Origin of the sequence: Stenotrophomonas sp. AS1 (assembly GCF_048957655.1) — a bacterium.
GTDB classification, from domain to species: domain Bacteria; phylum Pseudomonadota; class Gammaproteobacteria; order Xanthomonadales; family Xanthomonadaceae; genus Stenotrophomonas; species Stenotrophomonas bentonitica_A.
On record NZ_JARVXM010000002.1, the window covers coordinates 124,623 to 149,912 of the forward strand.

At 67.9% G+C, this 25,290-nt stretch carries 23 protein-coding genes; 13 read left to right on the top strand and 10 right to left on the bottom strand.

Annotated elements, in window-relative coordinates; genetic code table 11:
• Window positions 1–14: 14 nt before the first annotated feature.
• Window positions 15–476 carry a bacteriohemerythrin gene (locus PV764_RS04050; protein ID WP_019185865.1) on the top strand — a complete coding sequence of 154 codons (462 nt, stop codon included), beginning with the start codon at window positions 15–17 and terminating at the stop codon, window positions 474–476.
• Here PV764_RS04050 and PV764_RS04055 read toward each other — a convergent pair whose 3' ends face one another.
• A complete protein-coding gene (locus tag PV764_RS04055) occupies window positions 477–1,754 on the bottom strand; it encodes an MFS transporter (protein ID WP_046272013.1) in 1,278 nt (425 codons plus the stop codon).
• Window positions 1,755–1,926: 172 nt separating this feature from the next.
• Here PV764_RS04055 and PV764_RS04060 point away from each other — a divergent pair, with 172 nt between their 5' ends.
• Window positions 1,927–2,553 (top strand): hypothetical protein, encoded by a 627-nt coding sequence (locus PV764_RS04060; protein ID WP_421116220.1) that lies wholly within the window; start codon window positions 1,927–1,929, stop codon window positions 2,551–2,553.
• Window positions 2,554–2,559: 6 nt separating this feature from the next.
• On the opposite strand, the gene PV764_RS04065 is transcribed toward PV764_RS04060, so the two are convergent.
• Entirely contained in the window at window positions 2,560–4,062 is a 1,503-nt protein-coding gene (locus tag PV764_RS04065) for an aldehyde dehydrogenase (protein ID WP_421116221.1), read from the bottom strand.
• A gap of 114 nt (window positions 4,063–4,176) precedes the next feature.
• Here PV764_RS04065 and PV764_RS04070 point away from each other — a divergent pair, with 114 nt between their 5' ends.
• The 3 genes from PV764_RS04070 to PV764_RS04080 all read left to right on the top strand — a co-directional run bounded on the left by PV764_RS04070 (window position 4,177) and on the right by PV764_RS04080 (window position 7,890).
• Window positions 4,177–5,529, top strand: coding sequence for an aminotransferase class III-fold pyridoxal phosphate-dependent enzyme (locus PV764_RS04070; RefSeq protein ID WP_046272015.1), 1,353 nt, complete (start codon window positions 4,177–4,179; stop codon window positions 5,527–5,529).
• 79 nt (window positions 5,530–5,608) lie between these two features.
• Window positions 5,609–6,484 (top strand): hypothetical protein, encoded by an 876-nt coding sequence (locus PV764_RS04075; RefSeq protein WP_046272016.1) that lies wholly within the window; start codon window positions 5,609–5,611, stop codon window positions 6,482–6,484.
• 113 nt (window positions 6,485–6,597) lie between these two features.
• Complete coding sequence (locus PV764_RS04080; RefSeq protein WP_421116222.1) at window positions 6,598–7,890, top strand: DUF445 domain-containing protein; 1,293 nt, start codon at window positions 6,598–6,600, stop codon at window positions 7,888–7,890.
• 60 nt (window positions 7,891–7,950) lie between these two features.
• On the opposite strand, the gene PV764_RS04085 is transcribed toward PV764_RS04080, so the two are convergent.
• The gene (locus PV764_RS04085; protein WP_019185871.1) at window positions 7,951–9,246 is read right to left on the bottom strand and encodes an aminotransferase class V-fold PLP-dependent enzyme; all 1,296 of its coding nucleotides are present in this window, start codon (window positions 9,244–9,246) and stop codon (window positions 7,951–7,953) included.
• Window positions 9,246–11,606 carry a TonB-dependent receptor domain-containing protein gene (locus PV764_RS04090; protein ID WP_019185872.1) on the bottom strand — a complete coding sequence of 787 codons (2,361 nt, stop codon included), beginning with the start codon at window positions 11,604–11,606 and terminating at the stop codon, window positions 9,246–9,248. Before PV764_RS04090 ends, PV764_RS04085 begins: the two co-directional genes overlap by 1 nt.
• 390 nt (window positions 11,607–11,996) lie before the next feature.
• Here PV764_RS04090 and PV764_RS04095 point away from each other — a divergent pair, with 390 nt between their 5' ends.
• The 4 genes from PV764_RS04095 to PV764_RS04110 all read left to right on the top strand — a co-directional run bounded on the left by PV764_RS04095 (window position 11,997) and on the right by PV764_RS04110 (window position 16,616).
• On the top strand, window positions 11,997–14,228 hold the full coding sequence (locus PV764_RS04095) for a TonB-dependent siderophore receptor (RefSeq protein ID WP_421116223.1): 2,232 nt from the start codon (window positions 11,997–11,999) through the stop codon (window positions 14,226–14,228).
• Window positions 14,229–14,311: 83 nt separating this feature from the next.
• Window positions 14,312–14,671: a DUF3649 domain-containing protein gene (locus tag PV764_RS04100; protein WP_235318833.1), complete on the top strand. Its 360-nt coding sequence runs from the start codon at window positions 14,312–14,314 to the stop codon at window positions 14,669–14,671.
• Complete coding sequence (locus tag PV764_RS04105) at window positions 14,668–16,284, top strand: PepSY-associated TM helix domain-containing protein (RefSeq protein ID WP_421116224.1); 1,617 nt, start codon at window positions 14,668–14,670, stop codon at window positions 16,282–16,284. Before PV764_RS04100 ends, PV764_RS04105 begins: the two co-directional genes overlap by 4 nt.
• Window positions 16,281–16,616, top strand: coding sequence for a DUF3325 domain-containing protein (locus PV764_RS04110; RefSeq protein WP_390328040.1), 336 nt, complete (start codon window positions 16,281–16,283; stop codon window positions 16,614–16,616). Before PV764_RS04105 ends, PV764_RS04110 begins: the two co-directional genes overlap by 4 nt.
• Window positions 16,617–16,711: 95 nt before the next feature.
• On the opposite strand, the gene PV764_RS04115 is transcribed toward PV764_RS04110, so the two are convergent.
• The 3 genes from PV764_RS04115 to PV764_RS04125 all read right to left on the bottom strand — a co-directional run bounded on the left by PV764_RS04115 (window position 16,712) and on the right by PV764_RS04125 (window position 20,045).
• Window positions 16,712–17,248: a GNAT family N-acetyltransferase gene (locus tag PV764_RS04115; protein ID WP_019185878.1), complete on the bottom strand. Its 537-nt coding sequence runs from the start codon at window positions 17,246–17,248 to the stop codon at window positions 16,712–16,714.
• A gap of 15 nt (window positions 17,249–17,263) precedes the next feature.
• Window positions 17,264–19,408 (bottom strand): bifunctional 23S rRNA (guanine(2069)-N(7))-methyltransferase RlmK/23S rRNA (guanine(2445)-N(2))-methyltransferase RlmL, encoded by a 2,145-nt coding sequence (gene rlmKL / locus PV764_RS04120; protein ID WP_026070194.1) that lies wholly within the window; start codon window positions 19,406–19,408, stop codon window positions 17,264–17,266.
• 109 nt (window positions 19,409–19,517) lie between these two features.
• Window positions 19,518–20,045 (bottom strand): alpha/beta hydrolase, encoded by a 528-nt coding sequence (locus tag PV764_RS04125; RefSeq protein WP_019185880.1) that lies wholly within the window; start codon window positions 20,043–20,045, stop codon window positions 19,518–19,520.
• A 57-nt stretch (window positions 20,046–20,102) separates the two neighbouring features.
• Between PV764_RS04125 and PV764_RS04130 the strand changes: the two genes are divergently transcribed.
• Window positions 20,103–20,672: an N-acetylmuramoyl-L-alanine amidase gene (locus PV764_RS04130; protein ID WP_421116225.1), complete on the top strand. Its 570-nt coding sequence runs from the start codon at window positions 20,103–20,105 to the stop codon at window positions 20,670–20,672.
• 16 nt (window positions 20,673–20,688) lie between these two features.
• Here the strand turns inward: PV764_RS04130 and PV764_RS04135 are convergent, their stop codons facing one another.
• From PV764_RS04135 to PV764_RS04145, 3 genes are all read right to left on the bottom strand, one after another.
• The gene (locus PV764_RS04135) at window positions 20,689–21,579 is read right to left on the bottom strand and encodes a sulfurtransferase (protein ID WP_421116226.1); all 891 of its coding nucleotides are present in this window, start codon (window positions 21,577–21,579) and stop codon (window positions 20,689–20,691) included.
• Window positions 21,576–22,379: a CoA pyrophosphatase gene (locus PV764_RS04140; protein WP_421116227.1), complete on the bottom strand. Its 804-nt coding sequence runs from the start codon at window positions 22,377–22,379 to the stop codon at window positions 21,576–21,578. The genes PV764_RS04135 and PV764_RS04140 overlap by 4 nt, the downstream gene beginning before the upstream one ends.
• Before the next feature lie 87 nt (window positions 22,380–22,466).
• Window positions 22,467–23,168 (bottom strand): FKBP-type peptidyl-prolyl cis-trans isomerase N-terminal domain-containing protein, encoded by a 702-nt coding sequence (locus PV764_RS04145; protein WP_046272022.1) that lies wholly within the window; start codon window positions 23,166–23,168, stop codon window positions 22,467–22,469.
• 191 nt (window positions 23,169–23,359) lie between these two features.
• Here PV764_RS04145 and PV764_RS04150 point away from each other — a divergent pair, with 191 nt between their 5' ends.
• Genes PV764_RS04150 through nth form a run of 3 tightly spaced genes read left to right on the top strand, consistent with a single transcriptional unit; the run spans window position 23,360 to window position 25,158 of the window.
• Window positions 23,360–24,118 carry an enoyl-CoA hydratase/isomerase family protein gene (locus PV764_RS04150; RefSeq protein WP_390328393.1) on the top strand — a complete coding sequence of 253 codons (759 nt, stop codon included), beginning with the start codon at window positions 23,360–23,362 and terminating at the stop codon, window positions 24,116–24,118.
• 3 nt (window positions 24,119–24,121) lie between these two features.
• A complete protein-coding gene (locus PV764_RS04155) occupies window positions 24,122–24,484 on the top strand; it encodes a hypothetical protein (RefSeq protein ID WP_046272024.1) in 363 nt (120 codons plus the stop codon).
• Window positions 24,484–25,158 (top strand): endonuclease III, encoded by a 675-nt coding sequence (gene nth / locus PV764_RS04160; RefSeq protein WP_070471806.1) that lies wholly within the window; start codon window positions 24,484–24,486, stop codon window positions 25,156–25,158. The genes PV764_RS04155 and nth overlap by 1 nt, the downstream gene beginning before the upstream one ends.
• Window positions 25,159–25,290 lie beyond the last annotated feature (132 nt).

A 25,290-nucleotide genomic window follows, 5' to 3' on the forward strand; every position in this document is an offset into this window, starting at 1 on the left:
GCGGGGAACGCACCATGGCACTTCTGGTCTGGCAGGACGATCTGAACATCGGTATCGATGTCATCGATCACCAGCACATGCGCATCGTGGAGATGCTCAACCACCTGCATGTCGCCCAGAAGAGCCTGGAGCGGCTGGCCGTGGCCGAGGTGATCGACGAGCTGGTGGATTACACGATGTCCCATTTCGCCTTCGAAGAAGAGCTGATGGAGGAAGCCGGCTATCCGTTCTGTTCGGCGCACAAGCGCGTGCATGAGATCTTCGGCAAGCGCGTGGGCGAGTACCGGCTGCGTTTCCAGGCCGGTGAGGACATCACCGAAGAGCTGCGCACGATGTTGTCGCGCTGGCTGTTCAACCACATCCGGGGCGATGACAAGGCGTACGCGCCGCAGGTCAAACAACACCTCAACCAGTTCGCGCGCGAGCACCAGCAGGGCAGTTGGCTGGGCCGCACGCTCAAGCGCTTCTTCCGCTGATCAGCGCCCGCGCCGGCCCATCGCCAGCAGGGCCACGATGGTGATCAGCGCCGTCACGCAGAGGTAGTAGCCGACGGCGACCAGGCCATAGCGTTCGGCCAGCCAGGTGGCCACGTACGGCGCCGGGGCCGCACCGAGAATGCCGGCCAGGTTGAACGAGAGCGAGGCGCCGGTGTAGCGCACCTGCACCGGATAGATCTCGGCCAGGAAGGTGCCGCACGGGCCGTAGGTCAGGCCCATCAGGAACAGGCCCAGCGCCAGGAACCCCAGCACCAGCCACGGGCTGCCGGCCTGGAACAGCGGCGCGAACGCCACGCCGAAGGCGAGGATCAGGCCGCTGGCCACGATCATCGTGCGGCGCGTGCCCCAGCGGTCGCCGTACAGCGCGGAAATGGGAATGCCCGCCGCGAAGAACAGGATGCCGACCATCTGCAGCAGCAGGAACTGCTCGCGCGAGTAGCCCAGCACGGTAGTGCCATGGCCGAGAGTGAACACCGTCATCAGGTAGAACAGCACGAAGGTGGCGAACGCTCCCAGCGTGCCCAGTACCAGCGTCAACGGGTGGTCGCGCAGCACGCTCCACATCGGCAGCCTGACCCGCTCGTTGCGGTCCAGTGCGGCCTGGAACTGCGGGGTCTCGTGGATGTTCAAGCGCACCCACAGGCCGATGCCGACCAGCAGCGAACTGGCCAGGAACGGCACGCGCCACCCCCATTGCAGGAAATCTGCTTCGCTCATCGCGCGGCCGAGCAGCAGGAAGATACCGGCCGAGAGCAGGAAGCCCAGCGGAGCACCCAGCTGCGGGAACATGCCGTACCAGGCGCGCTTGCCGGGCGGTGCATTCTCGGTGGCCAGCAGCACCGCACCACCCCACTCTCCCCCCAGCCCCAGGCCTTGCCCGAAACGGCACAACGCCAGCAGTGCCGGTGCGACCAGGCCGATGCTGGCATGCGTGGGCAGCAGGCCGATGGCCACCGTGGAAACCCCCATCGTCAGCAATGCCGCCACCAGCGTGGCCTTGCGCCCGATGCGGTCGCCGTAGTGACCGAACACCGCCGAGCCGACCGGCCGCGCGATGAAGGCCACGGCGAAGGTCGCCAGCGACTGCAGCATCGCCGCGCCATCGCTGCTCTCGGGGAAGAACAGGTGCGGAAACACCAGCACCGCCGCGGTGGCGTAGATGTAGAAATCGAAGAACTCGATGGTGGTGCCGATCAGGCTCGCCAGCAGGATGCGGCGGGGGGAGTTCACGACGGGTGCGACAGCAGGTGTGGACATCGGGTACGCAGAAAAGGGCAGCTGCCGGATTCTGCCACGGCCTTCCCGCGCCTGCCGCGATGGTTGCAGACGAGACTGTCAGCCAGTGACCGGGTCCACAGGCTGCGTGCCAGCCAGGAACTTCCACCCGCTCACCGGGTCTGACCGCGGTCACCCGCCAGGAAGGTTCCGGATGTCAGGCTCAAGGAAGCGTGCCCGCTCGCGCTGGACCCAGCCCAGCGCCATCGCGGTGGTGATGGCCGTACACGGGCTGATGCTGGGCGTGCTGCTGCGTTCACCCGGCCCGGGTGATGCCTTCGCGGATGAGCGCCTGCAGGTGTACTGGCTGCCTCGCCCGTTGCCGGTACCGGTTTCGCCACCGCCTAGTGCCACGACGCCCCGCACACGGCAGGCCCCCGCATCGCAGCGCCTGCCTGCGCCGGCCGTGGTCGTGCCGGTCGCCGCAGCCGACGCCGCGCCGGCTCTGCCGGAAGTGACCGCCCCGCTTGACCTGAGCGTGCCATCGTCGCTGACCGGCAGCGGCATCGAAGCGGCCTCACTGGCCCCGCGCGTGCTGGGCGCCCGTGAGGTGCACGCGGCCTTCCAACCGCGGCGCGAGCGCTTCCGCATGAACGCCGGAATGTCGCCGGAGCAGATCGTGCAGGGCATTTTCCAGCTGATCGGTGCCTGGCCCCCCGGCTACACGGTGGACCAGTGCCGCCTGACCCGGCAGCAGATCGACTACCTGCGCAGCGCCGTGGATGAACGGGATCGCGACCTGCTGCGCGAGTCGCTGGTCCGCCACAGCCAGGACTGCTGAGCGAGGTCAGCCGCCCAGGTGGATCCAGGTCGCCTTGAGTTCGGTGTACTTGTCGAAGGCGTGCAGGGATTTGTCGCGGCCGATGCCGGACTGCTTGTAGCCACCGAACGGGGCGGTCATGTCCCCGCCATCCCACTGGTTGACCCAGACGCTGCCGGCACGCAGGCCGCGTGCCACCCGGTGCGCGCGGCCCAGGTCGCGCGTCCATACGCCAGCGGCCAGCCCGTAGATCGAATCATTGGCCATGCGCAGCGCGTCCGCCTCGTGATCGAACGTGAGCACCGAGAGGACCGGCCCGAAGATTTCCTCGCGGGCGATCGTGTGCTGCGGATCGACCTCGTCGAAGACGGTCGGCTCGACATAGCTGCCACCCGGCACCACCTCCAAGCGCTTGCCACCCAGCAGCAGGCGCGCGCCCTCGGCCTCGCCGCGGGCCACGTAGTCCAGCACGCGGCCGGCGTGCGCGTCGTCGACCAGCGCGCCCATCGCCGCCTCCGGCTCGAACGGGTGCTGTGGCTGCATGTGCCGCCCATGCGCCAGGACCCGGGCCACGAAGGCATCCTTGATCGAGCGCTGGACCAGCAGGCGCGAGCCGGCGGTGCACACCTCGCCCTGGTTGTAGAAGATCGCCGTGGCGGCGGCCTGGGCGGCCTTGTCCAGATCGGGCGCATCGGCGAACACGAGGTTCGGGCTCTTGCCACCGCACTCCAGCCAGGTGCGCTTGAGATTCGATCTGCCCGCGCATTGCAGCAACCGGCGGCCCACCGCGGTGGAACCGGTGAAGGCCAGCGCATCCACGTCCATGTGCAGCGCCAGCGGCTCACCGGTGCGCTCGCCGTGGCCAGGCAGCACGTTGAACACGCCGTCGGGCACACCGGCCTTGGCCACCAGTGCGGCCAGGCGGATCGCGCTCAACGGCGAGCGTTCGGAGGGTTTGAGGACCACGGAATTGCCTGCCGCCAGCGCCGGGGCGATCTTCCACGACGCCATCAACAGCGGGAAATTCCACGGCACGATCACCGCGACAACGCCGACCGGCTCGCGGATGATCAGGCCCAGCGTGTCGAGCGCTGTGGGGGCGACTTCGCCATATACCTTGTCCACCGCCTCGGCGGTCCAGCGCAGGCACCGCACGACGCCGGCCAGATCGCCTTCGCGTGCGTCGCGGACCGGCTTGCCCATGTCCAGGGCTTCCAGCAACGCGAGCGCATCGGCGTGCTGCTCGACCAGATCGGCCAGCCGCAGCAGCACCTGCTTGCGGTGCGAGGGTGCCGCCCGCGACCAGTCGCCCGCATCGAAACTGCGACGCGCCGCGGCGACCGCACGGTCAACGTCTGTCGTATCGGCGTCGGCTACCTGCACCAGCACGCGGCCATCGATCGGGCTGATGCAGTCATAGCGCGCGCCACTGGCGGCGTCCACGTAGCGCCCATCGATGAAGGCCTGGCCTTGGAAGGTCAGTGCATCGGCCTGGCGCTGCCAGTCCTCACGGGTGCGTGCGGCGTTCATCGGCGTCGTCCTCGTTCAGTGAGTCGGGTAAAGCGGTTATACCCGCGGCCATCACGGAGTGACGTGATGCGGGTGCGATAAAGTCGTGACCGTCGCGACCCTGCGGAGTGCCCCATGCCTCGTCCCGAGTTGTCGTTGTCCACCCTGGCCGGACAAGCGCCCGCAGAGCTGGACGCCTACTGGATGCCATTCACCGCCAACCGCCAGTTCAAGGCTGCGCCGCGCCTGCTGGTACGCGCCGAGGGCATGTACTACCACGACGTCGACGACCGCCCGATCCTGGATGGCGCGGCCGGCCTGTGGTGCTGCAACGCGGGGCATGCGCGGCCGCGGATCGTCCAGGCGATCCAGCAGCAGGCTGCCACGCTGGATTTCGCGCCACCGTTCCAGATGGGCTCGCCGTTGCCGTTCGTGCTGGCGCAACGGCTGGCCGCACTGGCACCGGCCAGCTTGAACCATGTGTTCTTCACCAACTCCGGCTCCGAGGCGGTGGATACCGCGATGAAGATCGCGCTGGCCTACCATCGCCTGCGCGGCGAGGGTCACCGCACCCGCTTCATCGGGCGGGAGAAGGCGTATCACGGCGTCGGCTTCGGCGGCATGTCGATCGGTGGCCTGCCCAACAACCGCAAGACGTTCGGGCCGTTGTTGCCCGGTAGCGATTTCCTGCGCCATACGCTCGATCTGGAGCGCAATGCCTTCAGCCCTGGCCTGCCCCGCCACGGGGCCGAACTGGCCGAGGATCTGGAGCGCCTGATCGCGCTGCACGATGCCTCCACCATCGCTGCGGTGTTCGTCGAGCCGATCGCCGGTTCGGCCGGGGTGATCCTGCCTGCGCCGGGCTATCTGCAGCGCCTGCGCGAGATCTGCGACCAGCACGGCATTCTGCTGGTGTTCGACGAGGTGATCACCGGTTTCGGCCGGGTCGGCCACGCCTTCGCCGCCCAGCGCTTCGGGGTCACCCCGGACCTGCTGACCCTGGCCAAGGGCCTGACCAACGGCGCGGTGCCGATGGGCGCGGTGCTGGCCAGCGATGCGATCCACGGCGCCTTCATGCAGGGCCCGGCGGCCGCCATCGAATTTTTCCACGGCTATACCTATTCCGGTCACCCGCTGGCGTGTGCGGCTGCGCTGGCCGCGCTGGATACCTACGCCGAGGAGCATCTTTTCGAGCGCGCCCTGGAACTGGGTGATTACTGGCAGGAGCGACTGCACAGCCTGCGCGGGCTGCCGCATGTGGTGGACATCCGCAACTTCGGGTTGATCGGCGCAGTCGAGCTGATGCCGCGCAAGGACGCCCCCGGCGCGCGCGGCTATGAAGTATTCGAGCGCTGCTTCCGCGATGGTGAGTTGCTGGTGCGCTGCACCGGCGATGTGATCGCGCTGTCGCCCCCGCTGATCCTGGAGCGCAGCCACATCGACCGCATCGTGGAGGTGCTGGGCGAGATGATCCGCGCCACCGGCTGAGCCTGAATCCGCCGGCGACGACGCCGGCCCCCGCGATCCTTACAATGGTCGGTCACGTTTCGCTCGCGTACCGGATTGCATGGACATTGTCGTCAAAGAAGAACTCAAGGCCTATATCGACCCGCTGACCCCGGACGAGCACGACGCCCTGGAGCGCAGCATCCTCGCCGAAGGCTGCCGCGACGCGCTGGTGCTGTGGGGCGAGGTGCTGGTGGATGGCCACAACCGCTACGGCATCTGCCAGAAGCACGGCCTGCCGTTCCAGACGATCCAGAACACGCGATTCCAGTCGATGGACGACGTCCATCTGTGGATGATCGAGCAGCACCTGGGCCGCCGCAGCGTCTCCGACTTCCAGCGTGGCGTGCTGGCGCTGCGCAAGCGCGACATCCTGGCTGAGCGCCATCGCGCCGATCAGGCCCAGCTGCAGAAGGAAAGCGACGGCGAGATCAGCGGGCCGACCGAGGCCGCTGACGAAGACAGCCCGCCGTGGGCCGCCGCACCGAAGGTCAGCCGCGCGGACATGGCCCGCGAAGCGCGCCTGAGCAGCAGCCAGGTGACGATGATCGAGCGTATCCACAAGCGGGCCGCGCCGGAACTGGTGGAAGCGGTCAAGACCGGGGTGATCTCGATCAGCGCCGCGGCCGCCGTGGCCGACCTGCCGGAAGACGAACAGCGTGCCGCAGCCGCTGCCGGCAAGGACGAGCTCAAGCAGGCCGCCAAGCGTGTGCGCGAGTCCAAGCGCAAGCCGCGCAAGCCGGCCCAGGAGGTGCTGCACAGCGCCGATGGCGACGCCGAGGTCGACCCCAGCCGCGCCGCCGAGATCGCCGATGCGCTCAACGCACTGGGCGAAGGCCCGGCCGAGCTGCGCCAGCGCATCATCGCGCTGACCCTGGAGAACGACACCCTGCGCCTGCAGCTGGCCGCGCTGCGCAAGCAGGTGGCGGACCTCTGAGGGTAGTGCCGGCCGCTGGCCGGCAACGCGATTGACCTTCGGGTGGGGAGCCTGGTTGCCGGCCAGCGGCCGGCACTACCTCGCAATCATCCTTCGGTCGTTAGACTGCCGGGATGACGCCCCTCTCCCCTCCTGACCCGCGCCGTGCCCAGTTGCGACGGCTCAAACTGATCGCCCTGGCCATGCTGGTGGCGATGCTGGCCGGCTTCGCGGTCAGCCATTGGCACGGCGAACGCGGCATCTGGGCCTGGGTCTCGGCGTTCTGCGAAGCCGCTGCCGTCGGCGCCCTGGCCGACTGGTTCGCGGTGGTCGCGCTGTTCCGGCGTCCGCTGGGGCTGCCGATCCCGCATACCGCGATCATCCCGCGCAGCAAGGACCGCATCGCCGACAGCCTGGCGCTGTTCGTCCGCGACCAGTTCCTGGAACCCCAGGCGCTGCTGGCGAGGCTGCAGGTGTTCGATCCGGCCAGCCGCCTGGGCAGCTGGCTGGCCGAGCCGGCGCGGGCCCGCATGCTGGCCGACATGGCCCGCGGCTGGGCCCTGCAGGCGCTGGATTTCCTTGATGAAGCGGCGGTCCGGCGCAGCATCCAGGGCTTTGTGATCCAGCAGCTGCGGCAATGGAACGCAGCCGCCACCGCTGGCGAACTGCTTGGCCTGCTTACCGCCGACAACCGCCACCAGCGCGTGCTGGATGAAGGCCTGACCCGCATCAGCGAATGGCTGGGCAACGAGACGGTCAAGGACCGCGCCTCCACCCTGATCGTGGGCTACATCCAGCGCGAGTGGCCCAAGCTGGCCAGCACGGTCAACTGGGTCAAGCCGATCGACGAGATCGGTGACACCCTCGCCGAGCGCCTGGCACACGCGGTGCTGGAAGAACTGCAGCAGATCCTGGCCCAGCCCGAACACCCCCTGCGGCGCGATTACGAAACCTGGCTGAGCGACTACATCCAGCGGCTGCGCGAGGACCCGGCCCTGGCCGAGAAGGTCGAGCAGCTCAAACAGCAGGTGATCGACCACCCGGCCGTGCAGGAGTACGTGCAGGGCCTGTGGGCGCGGATCCACGCCAGCCTGCGTGCCGACCTGGCCAGCGAGGACTCCGCGCTGGCCGGCCATCTGCGCCGCAGCCTGGCCTCGGTGGGTGAGGCGCTGCAGGCGGACCCGTCGCTGCGCGAAGCACTCAACCAGCACCTGATGGACGGTGCCGAACGCCTGACCACGCGCCTGCGCAGCGGCGTGACCGAGCACATCGCGCAGACCGTCAAAGGGTGGGACGAACGCCACCTGGTCGAGCAGCTGGAATTGAGCGTGGGCCGCGACCTGCAGTTCATCCGTTTCAATGGCACCCTGGTGGGCGGCCTGATCGGCGTGATCCTGCACGCGCTGACCGTCTGGTTCCACTGGTAATACCGGAAGCATGCGCGCCCGGCGACGCTGGCAGGATCGCTGCCAGCGTCGTGGGATGACTCAGCCAGCGACCGCCCGGACCGCCGCCACCAGCGCGTCCATCTGCGCCGGCGTGCTGAAGATGCCCGGCGTCACCCGCAGGCAGGCTCCGGAGGCGAGCCCTTCGCGTGGCACCACGAACACCCCCGACTGCTTCACCATCCGCTGCGAGGTGGCGGTGTTGTCGCGCATCGTGGTCTGCCCGCGCAGCCGAAACGAGGTGATCGCACTGGACAGGCGCGGGTCGTCCGACCCCAGCAACTGGATGCGCGCATCGTCCCGCAATGCGTCCATCCACTGAGCGCGCAGGCGCAGCAGGCGCGCACGCTTGTTGGCCACGCCGATGCGCTCGTGCAGGTCCAGTGCGGCCGGCAGCGCCATGTAAGCGGCGAAATTGACCGTACCGGTGTGCACGCGGGTGCGAATGTCGTCGTGGTCCTGCTCACCCATGTACGGATCCAGGTCACGCACCCGCCCGCGGCGGACATATACCGCCCCGACACCGACCGGCGCGCCGATCCACTTGTGCAGGTTGATCCCGATGAAATCCACGCCCAACGCGCGCAGCGGCGTGTCCACCTGGCCGATGCCATGCGCTGCATCGAGCACCACCTCCACGCCGGCCGCCTTGGCCAGTGCGGTGATCTCGGCCACCGGCAGCAGCATGCCGTTGCGGTGGTTGACGTGGGTCAGCAGCAGCAGGCGTACGCGCGGGTTGGCCGCCAGCGCGCGGCGGTAGGTCTCCACGATGCTGTCATGGTCGAACGGCTCGGGCAGCGTGATCGCCACCGGCTGCACGCCGCGCCGCGCCTGCAGCCACTGCATCGCGCTGATCATGCTGTCGTAGTCGGTGTCGGCGTACATCACCGCATCGCCCGGCGACAGCCCGCGGTAGCTGCCGATCAGCACCTGCATCGCCTCGGTGGCACCGCGGGTGAGCACGATCTCGTCGGTCTCCACGCCCAGCACCTGCGCCAGACGGACGCGGGCCTGTTCAAACAGCGGTGGAAACGCGAGCCGCCCGAACCAGGCGTTGCCGGCATTCACCGTGGCGGTGGCCTGCTGGTAGGCCTGCAGCACCGGGCGCGCCATCGCGCCCCAGTAGCCGTTGTCCAGCATCACGACCTCGTCGGTGAGGTCATACAGTGCACGGACCTGGTCCCACCAGCCTTCATCACCGGCCAGCTCGGCCGGCGTGCGTGTGCCCACCGCCGGCAGCGCCATCGGCTCAGTGCCCATGGCGGTCGCACCGGACAGCGCCGTGGCAAGTGGCAGGGCCAGCGCGCCACGCAGCAGATGTCGTCGTTGCCGGTCCATCAGTAGCGGATCCGGTATTCGGCGTAGAGGTTGCGGCCGTCAGTGTCATACGGCGCGTTCCGCGAGTAGATCAGGCCACGGCTGGCCTGGAAGCTGGCCTCGTCCGGGTAGCGGTTGAAGAGGTTGTCCGCGCCGATCCGCAGCGTCTGCTGCTCGGTGACGTTCCAGCTCACCGCCAGATCGACGAAGCTCATCGCCCCGAAGCGCTGGAAGATGTCGCCGGTGGCATTGCCCGAAGAGTCTGTCCATGCCCCGTAGTATCGCAGCTTGCCGAGCACGCTGAAGCGGCCCCACGCATAGGTACTGCTGAGGGTGGCCTTCTGCCGCGGCAGGCGCTCTTCGAAGATGCGGCGCTGGCTTTCATTGGTGGCCACGCCTGTGGCACCGCTGTCCACCTGGGTCTGGTTGTAGTTGTAGCCCAGCGTGGTGCTCAGGCGCCCCGCGCCGAGTGCGGTGGTGTGGCTGGCCACCACGTCGACACCGCGCGTGGTGGTGTCGAAATCGTTGGTGTAGAAGCTCACCGAGGTGTACGCCAGCGGGTTGGGTACCCCGGCCGGCACCGCGAACGAGGCCGACTGGCTGAAGCGATCGGTGACCTTGATGTCGTACAGGTCCACCGAGCCGGAGAAGCCCAGCTCATTCTTCCAGGTCAGACCGAGCGAGGCGGTGCGCGATTGCTCCGGCTTGAGCGGTTTGGCCCCCAGCTGGATCGCCAGCGGATCGCTGGGCGACAGGCGGCCGGTGGTGAACACCTGCAAGGTCACGGTATCCAGGCCCTGCTGGGTGCTCTGGGTGTAGAGCTGGCCAGGCGTGGGCGCACGGAAGCCGGTGGAGACGGAGCCGCGCAGCGCCAGGTCCGGGGTGAACTCGAAGCGGCTGGAGAGCTTGCCGTCCACGCTCTCACCGAACGCGGAGAAGTGTTCATAGCGGGTCGCCGCGCCCACGGTCCAGCGGGCGGTCAACGGCGCTTCGACATCGATGTAGGCCGCGCGGCTGCGCTGGCTCCAGCGCCCGGCATTGGCCGCGCTGAACCCCGGCGCACCGTTGGCGCCCCCGGCCAGGCCGGTCACCGCGCCCGGGCCGATCGCATACGACGCCGGATCACCGGCATCCACGCGGTAGGTTTCCTCGCGCGTCTCCGCACCGAAGGCGATGTTGATCGGCGCGGCCAGCGCGCTGACCGGCAGCGAATAGACGATATCCGCGTTGAGGTTCTTCTCTTCCTGCGAGAGGCGCCCAAGGTAGAACGAGGTGGGGCTGTCCGGGCCGAGCGAGGCATTGATCGAGTTGCCCAGCGTGTAGTCGATGCGGTTGCGCCCGTAGGAGCCGCTCACATCCCAGCGCCAGCGCTCGCCCCAGTAACCACGCAGACCGAGCACGCCCTGCAGATCGTCCTGCTCGTTGCCGTATTTCGGGCTGAAGCCGGTCGGGTACAGGCTGCGTGCGTCCCAGCCGGGGAACACGCGGCTGCGGTTGTAGACCGAGGCGGTGCCATCGGGGTTGCGCCAGTTGAAATCGCTGACACCCTCGCTGTGGCCGTACAGACCGAAGCCGTAGAGGTCGACGCTGTCGTTCAAGGCCAGGTTGAGGTTGAAGCCGAAGTGGCGGTTTTCCAGGTCCGGCTGTCCCCAGCGCTGCACCGGATCGGGCACGGCCAGATCGGGGTGGGCGTTCTGGAAGGCGATCGCATCGGCGCGCTGACGGCTGCGCGAGGTCGCATCGGATTTGTCCCAGTCGGCGAACAGCGACAGGCTGCCCTTGTCGCCCAGCGCGAAGCCGTGGCGGCCCCCGATCTTGCGGCCCAGGCCATCGCCCTCGCTGTACTCGGAGAGCCCCAGCGACAGTTCGCCGCCGACCCGGTCATCCAGGATGATGTTGATGACACCGGCGATCGCGTCCGAGCCGTACTGCGCGGACGCGCCGTCGCGCAGCACTTCGATGCGCTGGATCGCATGCACCGGAATCTGGGCCAGGTCCGGACCCTGCGCACCGCGTGCGCCCAGCAGCGCCGAGCGGTGGAAGCGGCGACCATTGACCAGCACCAGGGTCTGGTCCGGCGAGAGGCCGCGCAGCGTGGCCGGCCGCACGAACACCAGGCCATCATTCATCGGCATGCGCTGGACCACGAACGACGGCACCAGTTGGGCCAGCACATCGTTGAGGTCGGAGGATTCGATCGCCTGGATTTCTTCCTGCGAGAACACGTCCACCGGGGCCAGCGTGTCGAACTGCGTGCGGTTGCTGCCGCGCGTGCCGGTGACGATCATCGTGTCCAGGGTGGCGGGGGCCGCGGCATTCCCTGCCGGGGCGGCCTCGGCACGCGCATCGGCGGCCAGGGCGAAGGTAAGGACGGACGACACCGCTACAGCAAGCACACAACGATTCACTGACGACTCCGCGTACGAACAGGTGGGGGTTCGCCGTGACGGCGTGTCACGACATCCTCACAGTGTGTTGACGCGATATTGCCCGGCGGTGACACGCAGGCGACCGTCGTTGCCGCCCCCGCACATACGCCCGCGCACGGCGTTTTCCTGATTTCGACACCGCCATGACGCTTGTCTAACGAAATGATAATGACTATCATTCACTGATCGGCTGTACGCCTAGCCAACCGGCGCCCGGATGCCTCACGCCTTCCCTGCGCAACGCCCCGTGTACACCTCCTGATCCGCTGCCTCGCCTGCCCTGCTGCCCCCGGCAGCGTCACTGCGCGCGTGCTGCCGTTTTCCCACATTGGAAGTGTTGCCATGACCCGTTCGTCCGCGTCACCGTTGTCCCGGCCATCGTTGTTGACCCTCGCGCTTGTTGCTGCCCTCGCCGGGCCGGCGCTGCCCGCCTTTGCCGAGGCCGGGCCGAATGAGGCAACCACGCTGGACACGGTCAAGGTGACCGCCGATGGCGAGATCCCGAATTCCTACACGGTCAAGCAGGCCAGCACCGCCACCAAGTTGAACCTGTCGCTGCGCCACACCCCCCAGTCGGTCACCGTGCTGACCCGCCAGCGTCTGGACGACATGGGCCTGTACGCCCTGTCCGATGTGATGGGCCAGGTCACCGGCGTGCATGTGTCGGTCACCGATTCGGAGCGCATCAACTACATCTCGCGTGGCTACAGCATCACCAATTTCCAGATCGACGGGATGCTCAACACGTTTGGTGGCTCGCTCAAGACCAACACCGACAGCGCGATCTACGAGCGCATCGAAGTGGTCCGCGGCGCCACCGGCCTGACCACCGGCGCCGGTGATCCGTCGGGCACGATCAACATGGTCCGCAAGCGACCGACCCAGGAGATGGCGATGAGCGCCGGGCTGACCCTGGGCCGCTGGGGCAACCAGCGTCTGGAAGCGGACATCGGCGGCCCGATCGCGCTGGATGGCCGCGTGCGTGCGCGCTTCGTGGCCGCCAAGCAGCAGAGCGATTCCTTCCGCGATGTGTACCGTCTGGACAAGGACGTGTTCTACGGCATCGTGCAGGCCGACCTGACCGACAGCACCCTGTTCGAAGTCGGCTATGACTACCAGTCCCCGGAAACCAAGGGCGTGACCTGGGGCGTGGTGCCGTACTGGGGCCCGGACGGCAAGCCGGCCAACCTGCCCCGCTCAACCAACCTCTCGGCACGCTGGAGCAGCTGGCCGATCGTGGAGAAGACCACCTTCGTGCGCCTGGAGCAGCAGCTCGGCAACGGCTGGTCGCTGAAGGCCAGCGCGACCCGCGCCAAGCGCAACACCGATGGCGACGTCTGGTATGGCGCGCAGGGGTATCCGGCACCGGACGGCACCGGGGTGCGCGCCTATCTCTCGCATTTCGCCGAGCGCAGCGAAATGAATGTGTTCGACCTCAACACCAGCGGCCCGTTCCAGCTGTTCGGCCGTGAACACGAGCTGGTGGCTGGCGTCGGCCAATCCGTGCGCAAGGGCGAATCGCCTGCCTCGGCGTTCACGCAGCCGCCGGGCTATGACGTCGTGCCGGACTGGCGCCACTGGACCGGGGATGTCGCCCCGTTGCCGCTCACCCGGCATGACTGGCTGGCCTCGGAGAACGAGCTGACGCAGAAGGCCGCCTACGTGGCCGCCCGCCTGCAGCTGGCCGATCCGTTGCTGGCCGTGCTCGGCGCGCGCTACGGCAGCTGGGAAACCCGTAGCTGGCGCTACACCCACGATGCTGCCGGCAACCGTACCGGCACCACCCGCGGCGGCTACAAGCCGGACGATTCGCTGACCCCGTACTTCGGCCTGGTCTACGATTTCAGCAGGCAGTTCAGCGCCTACGCCAGCTACACCGACATCTTCCAGCCGCAGGACTACCGCGACAAGAACAACGACTACCTGGAGCCGGTGGTCGGCGACATGTGGGAGGCCGGCCTGAAGGGTGAATTCTTCGGTGGACGCCTGAACACCTCCGCCGCAGTGTTCAAGGGCGAGAAGGACAATGTCGCCGAGCTCGATGACTCGGTGCCGGCCGCCTCGCTGCCCGATGGCAGCAGCGCCTACCGTTCCACCGGCAAGGGCAACAAGGTCAAGGGCTGGGAACTGGAAGCCCAGGGCAGCCTGACCGAGAACTGGAACCTCTCGGCCGGTTTCGCGCACACCACCATCCGCAACCAGGCCGGCGTGGCGCAGAACACCACCAACCCGGTGGACACCTTCCGCCTCAACACCAGCTGGCGCCCGAGCGGTGAGTGGAACCGCCTGTCGCTGGGCGGTGGCGTGACCTGGCAGAGCCGGATCTACCGCACCAGCACCAAGCCGCGCGCGGATTACGCGACCAGCGGCCGTACCGAATCGGCGTTCATCACCCAGGACGCGTTCTACCTGGTGAATGTGTTCGCCGGCTACCGCTTCAACGACAACTTCTCCGCGCAGCTCAACGTCAACAACCTGCTCGACAAGAAGTACTTCAGCAACGTCGGTTTCTACAACGGCGTGTACTGGGGCGAACCGCGCAACGTGATGTTGAACCTGCGCTGGAAGCTCTGACACCGGCTCCAAGGGACCACTGCGACGCGCAGTGAACACGGCCACGGATGGCCACTATCCTTCATCACCGGCTGCGGCCGGTGATGCCCGTTTCCCCGATCGATCAGCAGGTTTCCGTGGACAGCACGCCGCACGCCAGCGCCAGGTTCAACCGTCTTGGTTCCTTCTTCACCCGCCCCTGGCTGGGTGTGTTGTCACGTTCGCTCGCGGCGATCTTCGGCGGCTATGCGCTGGCCGCGACCTGCTCGATGTTCTTCGCGGTCGCCCTGCCGATCGCGCGCGGGCAGGCCGTGCTGACCGGCATGATGGTGGCGATCGTGCTGTGCGCCTGCGCGGCGCTGTGGGCGTTCGCTACCCGCACCGCCCTGCGCGCCTGGGTCGGCATCCTGATACCCACCGTGCTGTTCTGGGTGGGCACCCGCCTGCTGCAGGGGGCCGCATGAAGAACGGATTCCGCCAGTCGATGGCGTGGCTGCACACCTGGACCGGCCTGCTGGTCGGCTGGCTGCTGCTGCTGATTTTCATGGCCGGCACCGCCAGCTACTACCGTGAGGAAATCAGCCGCTGGATGCGCCCGGAGCTGCCGCGCAGCAGCGTCACCGCCGATGTGGCCGCCGAGCGTGCGCTGACCTTCCTGCAGCACAAGGCGCCGCAGGCCGAGAGCTGGAACGTCACCCTCCCCGACCCGCGCAACCCGGCGATGCGCATGTTCTGGCGCAACCCCGAATCAATGGTCAAGCCGCCGGTGGAAGGCGAGCGCCGCCGGCGCGGCGGTGGCCGTTTCGGCGATGCCACCGTGGATCCGAACACCGGCGAGGAAATCGCCGCACGCGAAACCCGCGGTGGCGACTTCTTCTACCGCCTGCATTTCGACCTGCACTACATCCCGGTGTACTGGGCGCGTTACCTGGTCGGTTTCTGCGCGATGTTCATGCTGGTGGCGATCATCACCGGCGTGATCACGCACAAGAAGATCTTCAAGGACTTCTTCACCTTCCGCCCGGAGAAGGGCCTGCGCTCGTGGCTGGATTTCCATAACGTCAGCGCCGTGATGGCGCTGCCGTACCACGCGATGATCACCTACACCGGCATCGTCACCTTGATGTTCATGTACCTGCCGTGGGGCGTGAGCGTGGCCTACCCCAAGGATGAGGAGGCGTTCTTCAGCGAGGCTTTCGCGCGCCTGGCCGAGATCGAGACCCCCGCCGAAGGGCGCGCCACGCCGCTGCCGATCCAGCAGCTGCTGGACAGCGCCCGCGCCGAATGGAAGGGGGCCGATGTCGCCGGCTTTACCCTGTACCACCCGGGCGCAGCGAATGCGATCGTGGATATCACCCAGCGCGATGGAAAGCGCCTGTCGGTGGATACCCCGTCGCTGCGCTTCAATGCCGTCACCGGGCAATTGCTCGAGGCCAGCCCGGCCTCCGGTGGTGCGACCCAGACCCGCGGCGTGATGTACGGGCTGCACCTGGCGCGCTTCGCCGATTGGGGCCTGCGTGCCCTGTTCTTCCTCTCGGGCCTGATCGGCTGCCTGATGGTCGCCAGCGGCGTGGTGCTGTGGGCGGTCAAGGAACGCCCCAAGCATGCCAAGTCCGGCAAGACCGGCTTCGGCCTGCGCCTGGTCGACGCGCTGAACATCGGCGCAGTGGCCGGCCTGCCGATTGCCTTCGCCACCTACTTCCTGGCCAACCGCCTGCTGCCGGTGCAGATGGCCGAGCGCTCCGCGGCCGAGGTCAATACCTTCTTCTACGCCTGGGCCGCCGCATTGCTGGCCGGTTTCATCTGGCCCAAACGGATGATGTGGACCTGGCAGCTATATCTGGGCGGCGCGCTGTTCACCCTGATCCCGGTGGTCAACGCATTGACCACGCACGCGCATCTGGGCGTGACCCTGCGTACCGGTGACTGGGTGCTGGCCGGCTTCGATCTGACCATGCTCGCCTTCGGCGCGATGCTGGCCTACTGCGGCCATCGCATGCAGCGTTGGCAGCCACCGTTGAGCGCCGCCGAGAAGAAGCGTCGCCAGCAGGCCGCTGCTGCGGGGGCCACGGCATGATGCTGCTCGCGATCACGCTGAGCTTTTCGGCGTTCACGGCGCTGTCGCTGGCCATGGACAAACACCAGCTGGATCTGCACGGCAAAGCCGGCGCCAGCGCATCGCGCATGCGGGTGTGGCGCTGGGTGGGCTGGACGTTGCTGACCGTCGCCTTCGCATTGTGCGTGCTGGATCACGGCTGGGCGATCGGCCCGGTGCTGTGGCTGGGCGCGCTGACGATCAGCGGCCTGCTGATTGCGTTCGGGCTGTACCCGTATCGGCCGCGCTGGATTGCGCCATTGGCATGGGCGTTGCCGGTGGTGGGGCTGGCGGTGGCGCTGGTCGGGCGTTGAGGGAGCAGCCACGCATGGCGTGGCTCTACCTTCAGATCGATCCCTGCGGTGCACCCGCCGCACCCTCACGGGCGTCGCCGCATCGCGATCGCCGGTCAGGGCACCAGTGAAAACATGTGCGCGTCGGCGGGACGGCCGTCGATGACCAGTCGGTTGCGTGCCACGCCCTCGCGAAGCGCGCCGGCCTTCTCCGCCACCCGTTCGCTGGCGAGGTTGCCCACCGCCACCACGATCTCCACCCGTTGCAGGCCCAGCGGCCCGAACGCCTGGGCAGCCAGTGCCCGGACAACGCGGGGCGCCACGCCCTGGCCACGGCACGACTGCCGTACCCAGTAGCCCAGGTTGCAGAACCGGGGATCGTGCTGGATCTTGTTCAGTCCCGCGCCGCCGACAAACGCCGCCGTGTCCTGCTCGAATATCCCGTACTCGCAGGCCGAGCCTGCCGCCCAGCCGTCGCGGCAGGCCTGGAACCACTGCAGCGCCTGCGCGACGCTGTAGTCCGCCGAGCTCCACGGCATCCAGCGCTGCATGCCCTCGGCCGATTCACGCACCGCCGCCACAAACGGGGCGGCGTCGGCATCCTGGAACGGACGCAGCAGCAGTCCGTCGGCGATGAGCGGGCTGTCGTCCATGCCAGCCGCCATCGGTCAGGCGCCGTAGCGGCGCAGTTCCCACGCGCGGTGGATGCGCGGGTTGCGTTCGAAGTCCGCCCCGATGGTCTCGGGCGAAATCTCTTTGCACTCCGCGAATTCCTTGATCGCTTCGTCGTCCAGCTTGAAGCGGCGGAAGTTGTTGGAGAAGTACAGCACGCCTTCCGGGCTCAGGCGGGCCACGGCCGCGCGCAGCAGGCGCACGTGTTCGCGCTGGATGTCGAAGTCATCGGCGCGGGCCGAGTTGGAGAAGGTCGGCGGATCGCAGAAGATCACGTCGAAGCGGTGGCGCTCGGCCTCCAGCCACGCCAGTGCATCGGCCTGGATCAGCTGGTGCTGGCTGCCGCCCTTGCCGTTCAAGGCCAGGTTGTCGGCACACCACTGCAGATAGGTGCCGGACAGGTCCACGCTGGTGGTCGATGCCGCACCCGCCACCGCCGCCTGCACGCTGGCCACACCGGTGTAGCAGAACAGGTTGAGGAAGCGCTTGCCCTGGGCTTCCTGCGCCATGTGCCAGCGCAGCGGGCGGTGGTCCAGGAACAGGCCGGTGTCCAGGTAATCGAACAGGTTCACGCGCAGCAGCGCGTCGTTCTCGCGTACCAGCACGAACTCGCCGCGCTGCTCGAAGCGGCCGTACTTGCTGCCGCCCTTGCCGCGTTCGCGCGACTTCAGTGCGACCTGCTCGGCCGGCACCTGGAACACCTCGCGTGCGGCCGACAGCAGCTCGTTGCGGCGGCGACGCACATCGACATCCGGAATCGTCGCCGGGGCCGCGTATTCCTGCACATGCAGGAAGGTGCGACGGGCACCGCCGTCTTCTTCGTAGACGTCGATGGCGGCGGCGTATTCGGGCAGATCGGCATCGTAGACGCGGTAGCAGGTGATACTCTCGCGCGCCCGCCAGGTCTTGAATTTCTTGATGTTCTTGCGCAGGCGGTTGGCCACCATCTGCGCGCCTTCGCTGAGCTCGCGCGGTTGGCCGGTGTTCTCACGCTGCGGCACGGCGATCGGGTCGCAGACGATCAGCGCGCACTCGATGGCGCCGTTGAACAGCTGGTACTTCTTGTTGGCGCGCAGGCCGGTGGCAAACGCCAGGTCCGCACTGCCGCACAGCAGGCTGGCACGCCACTGCGGCACCGCGCGCTTGAGCGCGTCGCCGAGGCGGCGGTACAGCAGCGCATCGGCGGCCAGGCGCTCGTCATAGGGCGGATTGCAGACCACGCAGCCGGTTTCCTGCGGCGGCACCTGCACATCGGCCACGTCGCGAACGCCGAACCAGATAGCGTGCGAGACGCCAGCGGTCTCGGCATTTTCCTTGGCCGCGCGGATCGCATGCGGGTCGATATCGCTGCCGTGGATGACCTGCTTGAGCGCACCGCGGCCGGCTTCCTCGCGCGTACGCGCTTCGGCCATCAGGGTGTTCCAGCTCTCGCGGTCGAAGCCCAGCCAGCGGCTCGGCGGGATGCTGCCGTGTCGCTGCAGGCCCGGGGCGACGTCGGCGGCCATCAGCGCGCCTTCGATCAGCAGCGTGCCGCTGCCGCACATAGGGTCGAGCAGGCCACCGCCTTCGCTGTGGATCTTCGGCCAGTTGGCGCGCAGCAATACCGCAGCGGCCAGGTTTTCCTTCAGCGGCGCCTCGTTCTGCGCCATGCGCCAGCCACGGCGGTGCATCGGGCCACCGCCCAGATCGATCGAGATCGTGGCGCGGCCCTTGCGCAGCGACAGGTTGATGCGCACATCCGGGAACTCCACGTTCACCGACGGCCGTTCCAGGCCCTGCGCGCGCAGGCTGTCGACCACGCCATCCTTGACCCGCTGCGCGGCGAAGCGCGCGTGGGTGATCTCGGTGCCGGACACATGCGCGTCCACCGACAGGGTCAGCTCGGGGCTGATGTGCTGCTCCCACGCCATCGCCGACACGCCCTGGTAGAGCGAGCCCTCATCCGGGCACTCGAACTCGGCCAGCGGCCACAGCACCCGGCTGGCCAGGCGCGACCACAGCACCACGCGCTGTGCCTGCGCCAGCTCGCCCTCGGCGTTGACGCCGGAAATGGTGGCGGTGGCCTTGTCCAGGCCGAGCGCCAACAGTTCGTCGGCGAGCAGATACTCCAGGCCCTTGGCGCAGGAAACAAAGAATTTCACGGAATCGGTATCGCAGGTCAGCGGAGAGGGGGTGCCCACGGGCACGGCAAGCAGCCGGGCACGGGGTCCCGGGGGGCCATTGTACGTGAGGCGGGCTGGATCGCCCGGCTTACAGCGAGGCCAGCAATTCCTCGAAGGCCCGGGTCGACGCCTCCACGTGGTTGGCCAGGCGGTGCCCGTCGTCCACCATCAGCAGGCGCGCCGAGCGGGCCTGGGCCCAGGCGATGACCTCGGCGGGCGGGATCAGTTCGTCGTGCCAGGCATGCACCACGCTGGTCGGCACCCGCGCCGCATCCAGCGCCGGCATCGGCCCCATGCGGGTCGGCGGCACCATCAGGAACAGCCCGCGGACCGGCACCTGCAGCGAGGCGATGGCCGAGATGTACGAGCCCAGGCTGGAACCGGCCAGCACCACCGGGCCCTGCGCGGCGCGGGCGGTGGCCAGGGTGACCAGACGCTGCAGGCGGGCACGCACATCGCCGAGGCTGCTGACCTCGCGCTGGGCGTCCAGGTCGGTGTAGTCCGGGCGCTCGTGGGTCCAGCCCAGGCGCTCGGCCACCTCGGCCAGGGCGGTCACCTTGATGGCGTCCGGGCCGCTTTCAAAGCCGTGGGAGAGAATGCAGTGGCCGCGGCTCATGCACACACCGGGCGGGAATCGATAGGAGCGTTCATGCCCGAATGCTAGCATCGCCGCATGCCCGACCGCGCCCCGCCCGCCATCGATGCACAGCCCCTGCCCTACCAGGACAGGCTGCTGCCCCGCACCCACGACGACATCGATCTGGTGGTCATCCACTGCACCGAACTGCCAGACCTGGCGATGGCGCGCGAGTACGGCGAGCGCGTGCTGTATGAGAGCGGCACGGGCAACAGCGGGCACTACTACATCGACCGCGACGGGTGCATTGTCCAGTACGTGTCATTGGACCGCATCGCGCATCAGGTCACGGGTTTCAATCCGCGCTCGATCGGCATCGAACTGGTCAACACCGGGCGTTACCCGCACTGGTGGGATTCCCGCCACCAGGCGATGGACGAGCCCTACCCGGATGCGCAGATCGCGGCGCTGATCGATCTGCTGCAGCACCTGTGCGGCACGCTGCCGGCGCTGGCGCATATCGCCGGCCACGAGTGGCTCGATACACGTGAAGAAGTGGCCAGTGACGATCCGGAGCGGCGCGTGCCGCGCAAGCGCGACCCGGGCCCGTTGTTCCCGTGGCCGCGCGTGCTCGCGGCGGTGCCGTTGCAGGAACTGCGTGGGTGAGCAGGTGTGCCGATGATCAGCCGGTGGCCACCGGGCGCGACGGATCGCTGACCCAGCCGCTCCACGAATCGGCATAGATCCGCGCGCCTTCCAGGCCGGCCGCTTCCATTGCCAGCAGCAGATGGCAGGCGGTCACGCCGGAGCCGCACATCAGGACCACCTCCTCCGGTGCATGCGTGCCGAGCAGCGGCTGCAGCGCCGCGCGCAGATCGTCCGCAGGGCGCAACCGCCCGTCCTGCACGTTCAACGCAAACGGACGATTCACCGCACCTGGCACATGGCCGGCGACCGGGTCCAACGGCTCCACTTCGCCCCGGAAACGCTCGCCGGCCCGCGCATCGATCAGCCAGCCCGGAGCATGCTTGAGACGCGCCTGCACCTGCTCGACCGAGGCGATCTGGCTGCGGTCGAAGTGACCGGGGTACGGCGGCAGCCCGGTCACCTGCGGCAGCTCGGTAGTAACCGGCAGGCCGGCCGCCTGCCAGGCCGCGAAGCCGCCATCGAGGACACGCACGTGCGCATGCCCGATCAACCGCAACAGCCACCACAGGCGCGCGGCGGCCATGCTGCCATCGCCGGCGTCATAGACCACCACCCGGGTATCGGGCCCGATGCCCCACTCGCCCAGGCGTGCGGCGAACGCCTCGCTGTCCGGCAGTGGGTGACGGCCATGGCCGGTGCGGCCCAGATCGGACAGATCCCGGTTGAGATCGGCGTACAGCGCGCCGGGCAGATGGCCCCGTGCGTACAACTGCGCACCGGACTGCGGGTCGGCCAACGAGAAACGGGCATCCACCACGCGCAGCGGCGCTGCGGCACTGGCCGTCGCGCGTGCATCCATCAGGCGCGTGGCGCCCTCTTCCAGGGCCTGTGCGAGGGCGGTGACATCGATCAGCGGCGTGGTCATGCGGTCTGCTCCAGGCGGCGACGCAGGTTGTAGAGAATGGCGGCGGTCGCGCCCCAGATCCGTTGCCCCGGCCAGCCATACTCGAGCACGTGGCGGATGCGCCCGCGGTGATCGATCTCGACGTGGTGCAGGTTGGCCGGATCCATCAGGTACGCGAGCGGAACTTCGAAGACTTCGGCGACCTCGCCCGGTTCGGGCACGGCCACGAATGCGGGATCGATCACGGCCACGACCGGCATGACCCGATAACCGGTAATCGTCACGAACGGATCCAGGTATCCCAGTACCTGCACCTGATCCTGCTTGAGGGCGATTTCCTCATCGCTCTCGCGGATCGCGGCGGCCACCGCATCGCGGTCGTCCGGTTCCATGCGCCCCCCCGGGAAACCGACCTGGCCACCATGATGACGCAACGTATCGGTACGCCGGGTCAGCAGCACCTGGGCACCGCCTTCGCGCGGAATGATGCCGGCCAGCACGGCCGCTTCAACCGGCGGGCCGGGTGGAAGAAGATCGACCAGCTCGCTGCGGTTCCAGCCATCGCCGGGCGGCGGCCGGTCCAGCGGATGCAGCGCGCGCATCAGGCGTTCGTGTTCGGCCAGCGAACCTTGCAGCGATTGCCGCAGTTGTTCGCGCAGGGGCAGCGTGTGCTGCATGACGTGTTGCTGTTCGGGTCGGCTCATGGTTCGCCAGCGGGTGATTTCATCCACGGTGCGCAGGCAGCCCGTGCAGACACCGGCGCGATCCAGCGCGCAGATTCCGATGCAGGGAGTGAGCACGGCATGCGGGGAGTGTTCCATCGATTGCACCGGTCAACAGTAGCGCGAATGCACGGAAACGAAAAACGCGCCGGTGTTGCCACCGGCGCGTTCTTGATGTTGCGGAAATTACTTGACGCTGACGAGCTTGATTTCGAACTGCACCGCAACGTTCGGCGGGAACGGCGTGCGCGGATCGGCACCATAGGCCTGTTCCGGCGGCAGCGTCACTTCCCACTTGGAGCCGGCCGGCATCTGCAGCAGGGCTTCACGCATGGCCTTCATTTCGACTTCGCTGACCTTGATGCCCGGGATCTGCTGGGCCGGACGCGCTTCGGCCGGACGGGTGCCGAACGGGTACGGACCGGCCACTTCCAGCTGCACGGTGCTGGCCTGGGTCGGCTTGGCGCCCTTGCCGGCTTCGATCACGCGGTACTGCACGCCGCTCGGAAGCGACTGCACGCCGGCCTTGGCCTTGTTGGTGGCCAGGAACTGGGTGCTCTTGGTCTTGTTCTCGGCGGCAGCCTTGTCGTACTCGGCCTTGGCGGCCTGCGCACGACCCTGCTCACGCTTCTGGAAGGCTTCGACGGCGGGCTTCAACTGCTCGGCCGTGATCGACGGCTGCTTCTTGGCGTAGGCATCCTGCAGGCCCTTCACCACCGAGTTGATGTCCAGCTGCTCGCCGCGTGCGGTGAGTTCAGCCAGGTTGTTGCCGTAGTCGTAACCGAAGTAATAGCTCAGCTTGCCCTTTTCGGACGAGGTGTCCTGGGCGAAGGCATTGCCCGTCAGGGCCAGGGCCGCGACGGCGACCGCGATAGAACGCAACTTCATCAAACTTTTCTCCAGGGGTGGTAACTCAGGACGCGTTGGGCCGCCCTGAGGCGACGGGTTAGGATAGCCGCCGCAACGTTGAACCGCCACTAACGACGCAGGCTCTGACCTGACTTCGTTTCAAGAGTTCAACATCACTTTTTTTTAACGTTTTCAGGAGTCCTGCCGTGGCCGACGCCCTTATCGCGATTATGGACGATGGTGCCGTACGCACTGTGACGGTCAACCGCCCGGACAAACTCAACGCCCTCAACCGGGCGACGCTGGAAGCCCTGGATACGGCTTTCGCCGAGGCCGCTGCCGACCCTGCGGTGCGGGTGGTGGTGCTGACCGGCGCCGGTCCCAAGGCGTTCGTCGCCGGTGCCGACATCGCCGAAATGAACGGCCTGAGCGCGGTTCAGGGTCGTGATTTCTCCCTGCTCGGCCAAGGGCTGATGCGCCGCATCGAGCGCATGCCCAAGCCGGTGATCGGCAAGATCAACGGATTTGCGCTGGGCGGCGGCCTGGAACTGGCCATGGCCTGCCACCTGCGGGTGGCGGCGGAGACCGCCAAGGTCGGCCAGCCGGAGGTCAACCTGGGCCTGATTCCCGGTTTCGGCGGCAGCCAGCGGCTGCTGCGCCTGTGCGGCCGCGCTGCCGCGCTGGAGCTGTGCCTGCTGGGCACCCCGATCACTGCGGCCCGTGCCGCGCAACTGGGCATCGTCAACGAGGTCGTCCCCGCCGCGGAGCTCGATGCGCGGGTCCAGACCATCGCGTCGCAGTTGGCCTCGGCCGCGCCGCTGGCACTGCGCGGCATCCTGGATGCGATCCACATCGGCGGTGAGTGCCCGCTGGGCGAGGGCCTGGAGTACGAGAGCGCGCAGTTCGGCCTGATGTTCGCCACCGAGGACATGCGCGAAGGGACCAACGCATTCCTGGCGCGCCGCCCACCGGTATTCCAGAACCGCTGAGCCATGTCGCCTCCCCCTACCGTTTCGCCGGCGCAGTTGCTGGCGCTCGTGCTCGATGATCACTGGGACGCCGCGCTGGACGCCGGGCTGATGGACTACGTTCCACACCCGGGCGACGCACAGCTGCTGCCCGGTCATCCCGACCTGCCGCAGCGCCTGCAGCAGGCGCAGCAGCAGCTGCAACGGGCCTGGGCCGCACGCGAACGCTACCGTCAGCGCCAGCAGCGGCTCGCGCGCCGTGCCGCCGAACGCGATGCGCGCCGTGCACCGCCCCCCACTCCCGAGATCCAGAAGCCCGCCCTGCCCTCTGCCGCCGCCGCGATCCTCGCGCGCGCCAAGGCCAAGGCCGCTGGCCGCACGTCCTGATGGCAACGATGAAGAAAACCGCCGCACGCACCGCACGCATGCCCAAGGCCGACGTGATCGAAATGTTCACGCGCCTGCGCGAACTCAACCCGCACCCAAAGACCGAACTGGAGTACAGCACCCCGTTCGAACTGCTGGTGGCGGTGACGCTGTCCGCGCAGGCCACCGACGTGGGCGTCAACAAAGCCACGCGCAAGCTGTTTCCGATCGCCAACACGCCGCAGGCGATCCTGGCGCTCGGTGAGGACGGCCTGAAGAAGTACATCGCCACGATCGGCCTGTACAACGCGAAAGCCAAGAACGTGATCGCCGCCTGCGCGATGCTGGTCAGCCAGCACGGCGGCGAGGTGCCGCGTGATCGTGCCGCACTCGAAGCGCTGCCCGGTGTCGGTCGCAAGACCGCCAACGTGGTGCTCAACACCGCCTTCGGTGAGCCGGTGATGGCGGTGGACACCCACATCTTCCGCGTGTCCAACCGCACCGGCCTGGCACCGGGTAAGGATGTGCGCGCGGTGGAGGATCTGCTGGTCAAGGTGATCCCCGCCGAGTTCCTGCTCGATGCGCACCACTGGCTGATCCTGCACGGCCGCTATGTGTGCAAGGCACGCAAGCCGGATTGCCCGCAATGCGTGATCCGCGACCTGTGCCGATTCAAGGAAAAAACCGCCGCCTGAACGGGGCACGCGACTGCCATATGGGCGCAACCCGGCGGTCATCTGCGCCGGGCATCAATAGCAGCCCCTGACGCCGCTTGGGATGCGGGCGATGACGGTTTGTCTGAAACTGTCACATTTACGCAATCTTCA

Bases quoted from the DNA above. Each gene is read 5' to 3' on its own strand.
- PV764_RS04050 (WP_019185865.1), top strand. From the start codon at position 15: ATGGCACTTCTGGTCTGGCAGGACGATCTGAACATCGGTATCGATGTC.
- PV764_RS04055 (WP_046272013.1), bottom strand. From the start codon at position 1,754: ATGTCCACACCTGCTGTCGCACCCGTCGTGAACTCCCCCCGCCGCATC.
- PV764_RS04060 (WP_421116220.1), top strand. From the start codon at position 1,927: ATGTCAGGCTCAAGGAAGCGTGCCCGCTCGCGCTGGACCCAGCCCAGC.
- PV764_RS04065 (WP_421116221.1), bottom strand. From the start codon at position 4,062: ATGAACGCCGCACGCACCCGTGAGGACTGGCAGCGCCAGGCCGATGCA.
- PV764_RS04070 (WP_046272015.1), top strand. From the start codon at position 4,177: ATGCCTCGTCCCGAGTTGTCGTTGTCCACCCTGGCCGGACAAGCGCCC.
- PV764_RS04075 (WP_046272016.1), top strand. From the start codon at position 5,609: ATGGACATTGTCGTCAAAGAAGAACTCAAGGCCTATATCGACCCGCTG.
- PV764_RS04080 (WP_421116222.1), top strand. From the start codon at position 6,598: ATGACGCCCCTCTCCCCTCCTGACCCGCGCCGTGCCCAGTTGCGACGG.
- PV764_RS04085 (WP_019185871.1), bottom strand. From the start codon at position 9,246: ATGGACCGGCAACGACGACATCTGCTGCGTGGCGCGCTGGCCCTGCCA.
- PV764_RS04095 (WP_421116223.1), top strand. From the start codon at position 11,997: ATGACCCGTTCGTCCGCGTCACCGTTGTCCCGGCCATCGTTGTTGACC.
- PV764_RS04100 (WP_235318833.1), top strand. From the start codon at position 14,312: ATGCCCGTTTCCCCGATCGATCAGCAGGTTTCCGTGGACAGCACGCCG.
- PV764_RS04105 (WP_421116224.1), top strand. From the start codon at position 14,668: ATGAAGAACGGATTCCGCCAGTCGATGGCGTGGCTGCACACCTGGACC.
- PV764_RS04110 (WP_390328040.1), top strand. From the start codon at position 16,281: ATGATGCTGCTCGCGATCACGCTGAGCTTTTCGGCGTTCACGGCGCTG.
- PV764_RS04115 (WP_019185878.1), bottom strand. From the start codon at position 17,248: ATGGACGACAGCCCGCTCATCGCCGACGGACTGCTGCTGCGTCCGTTC.
- PV764_RS04125 (WP_019185880.1), bottom strand. From the start codon at position 20,045: ATGAGCCGCGGCCACTGCATTCTCTCCCACGGCTTTGAAAGCGGCCCG.
- PV764_RS04130 (WP_421116225.1), top strand. From the start codon at position 20,103: ATGCCCGACCGCGCCCCGCCCGCCATCGATGCACAGCCCCTGCCCTAC.
- PV764_RS04135 (WP_421116226.1), bottom strand. From the start codon at position 21,579: ATGACCACGCCGCTGATCGATGTCACCGCCCTCGCACAGGCCCTGGAA.
- PV764_RS04140 (WP_421116227.1), bottom strand. From the start codon at position 22,379: ATGGAACACTCCCCGCATGCCGTGCTCACTCCCTGCATCGGAATCTGC.
- PV764_RS04145 (WP_046272022.1), bottom strand. From the start codon at position 23,168: ATGAAGTTGCGTTCTATCGCGGTCGCCGTCGCGGCCCTGGCCCTGACG.
- PV764_RS04150 (WP_390328393.1), top strand. From the start codon at position 23,360: ATGGACGATGGTGCCGTACGCACTGTGACGGTCAACCGCCCGGACAAA.
- PV764_RS04155 (WP_046272024.1), top strand. From the start codon at position 24,122: ATGTCGCCTCCCCCTACCGTTTCGCCGGCGCAGTTGCTGGCGCTCGTG.
- nth (WP_070471806.1), top strand. From the start codon at position 24,484: ATGGCAACGATGAAGAAAACCGCCGCACGCACCGCACGCATGCCCAAG.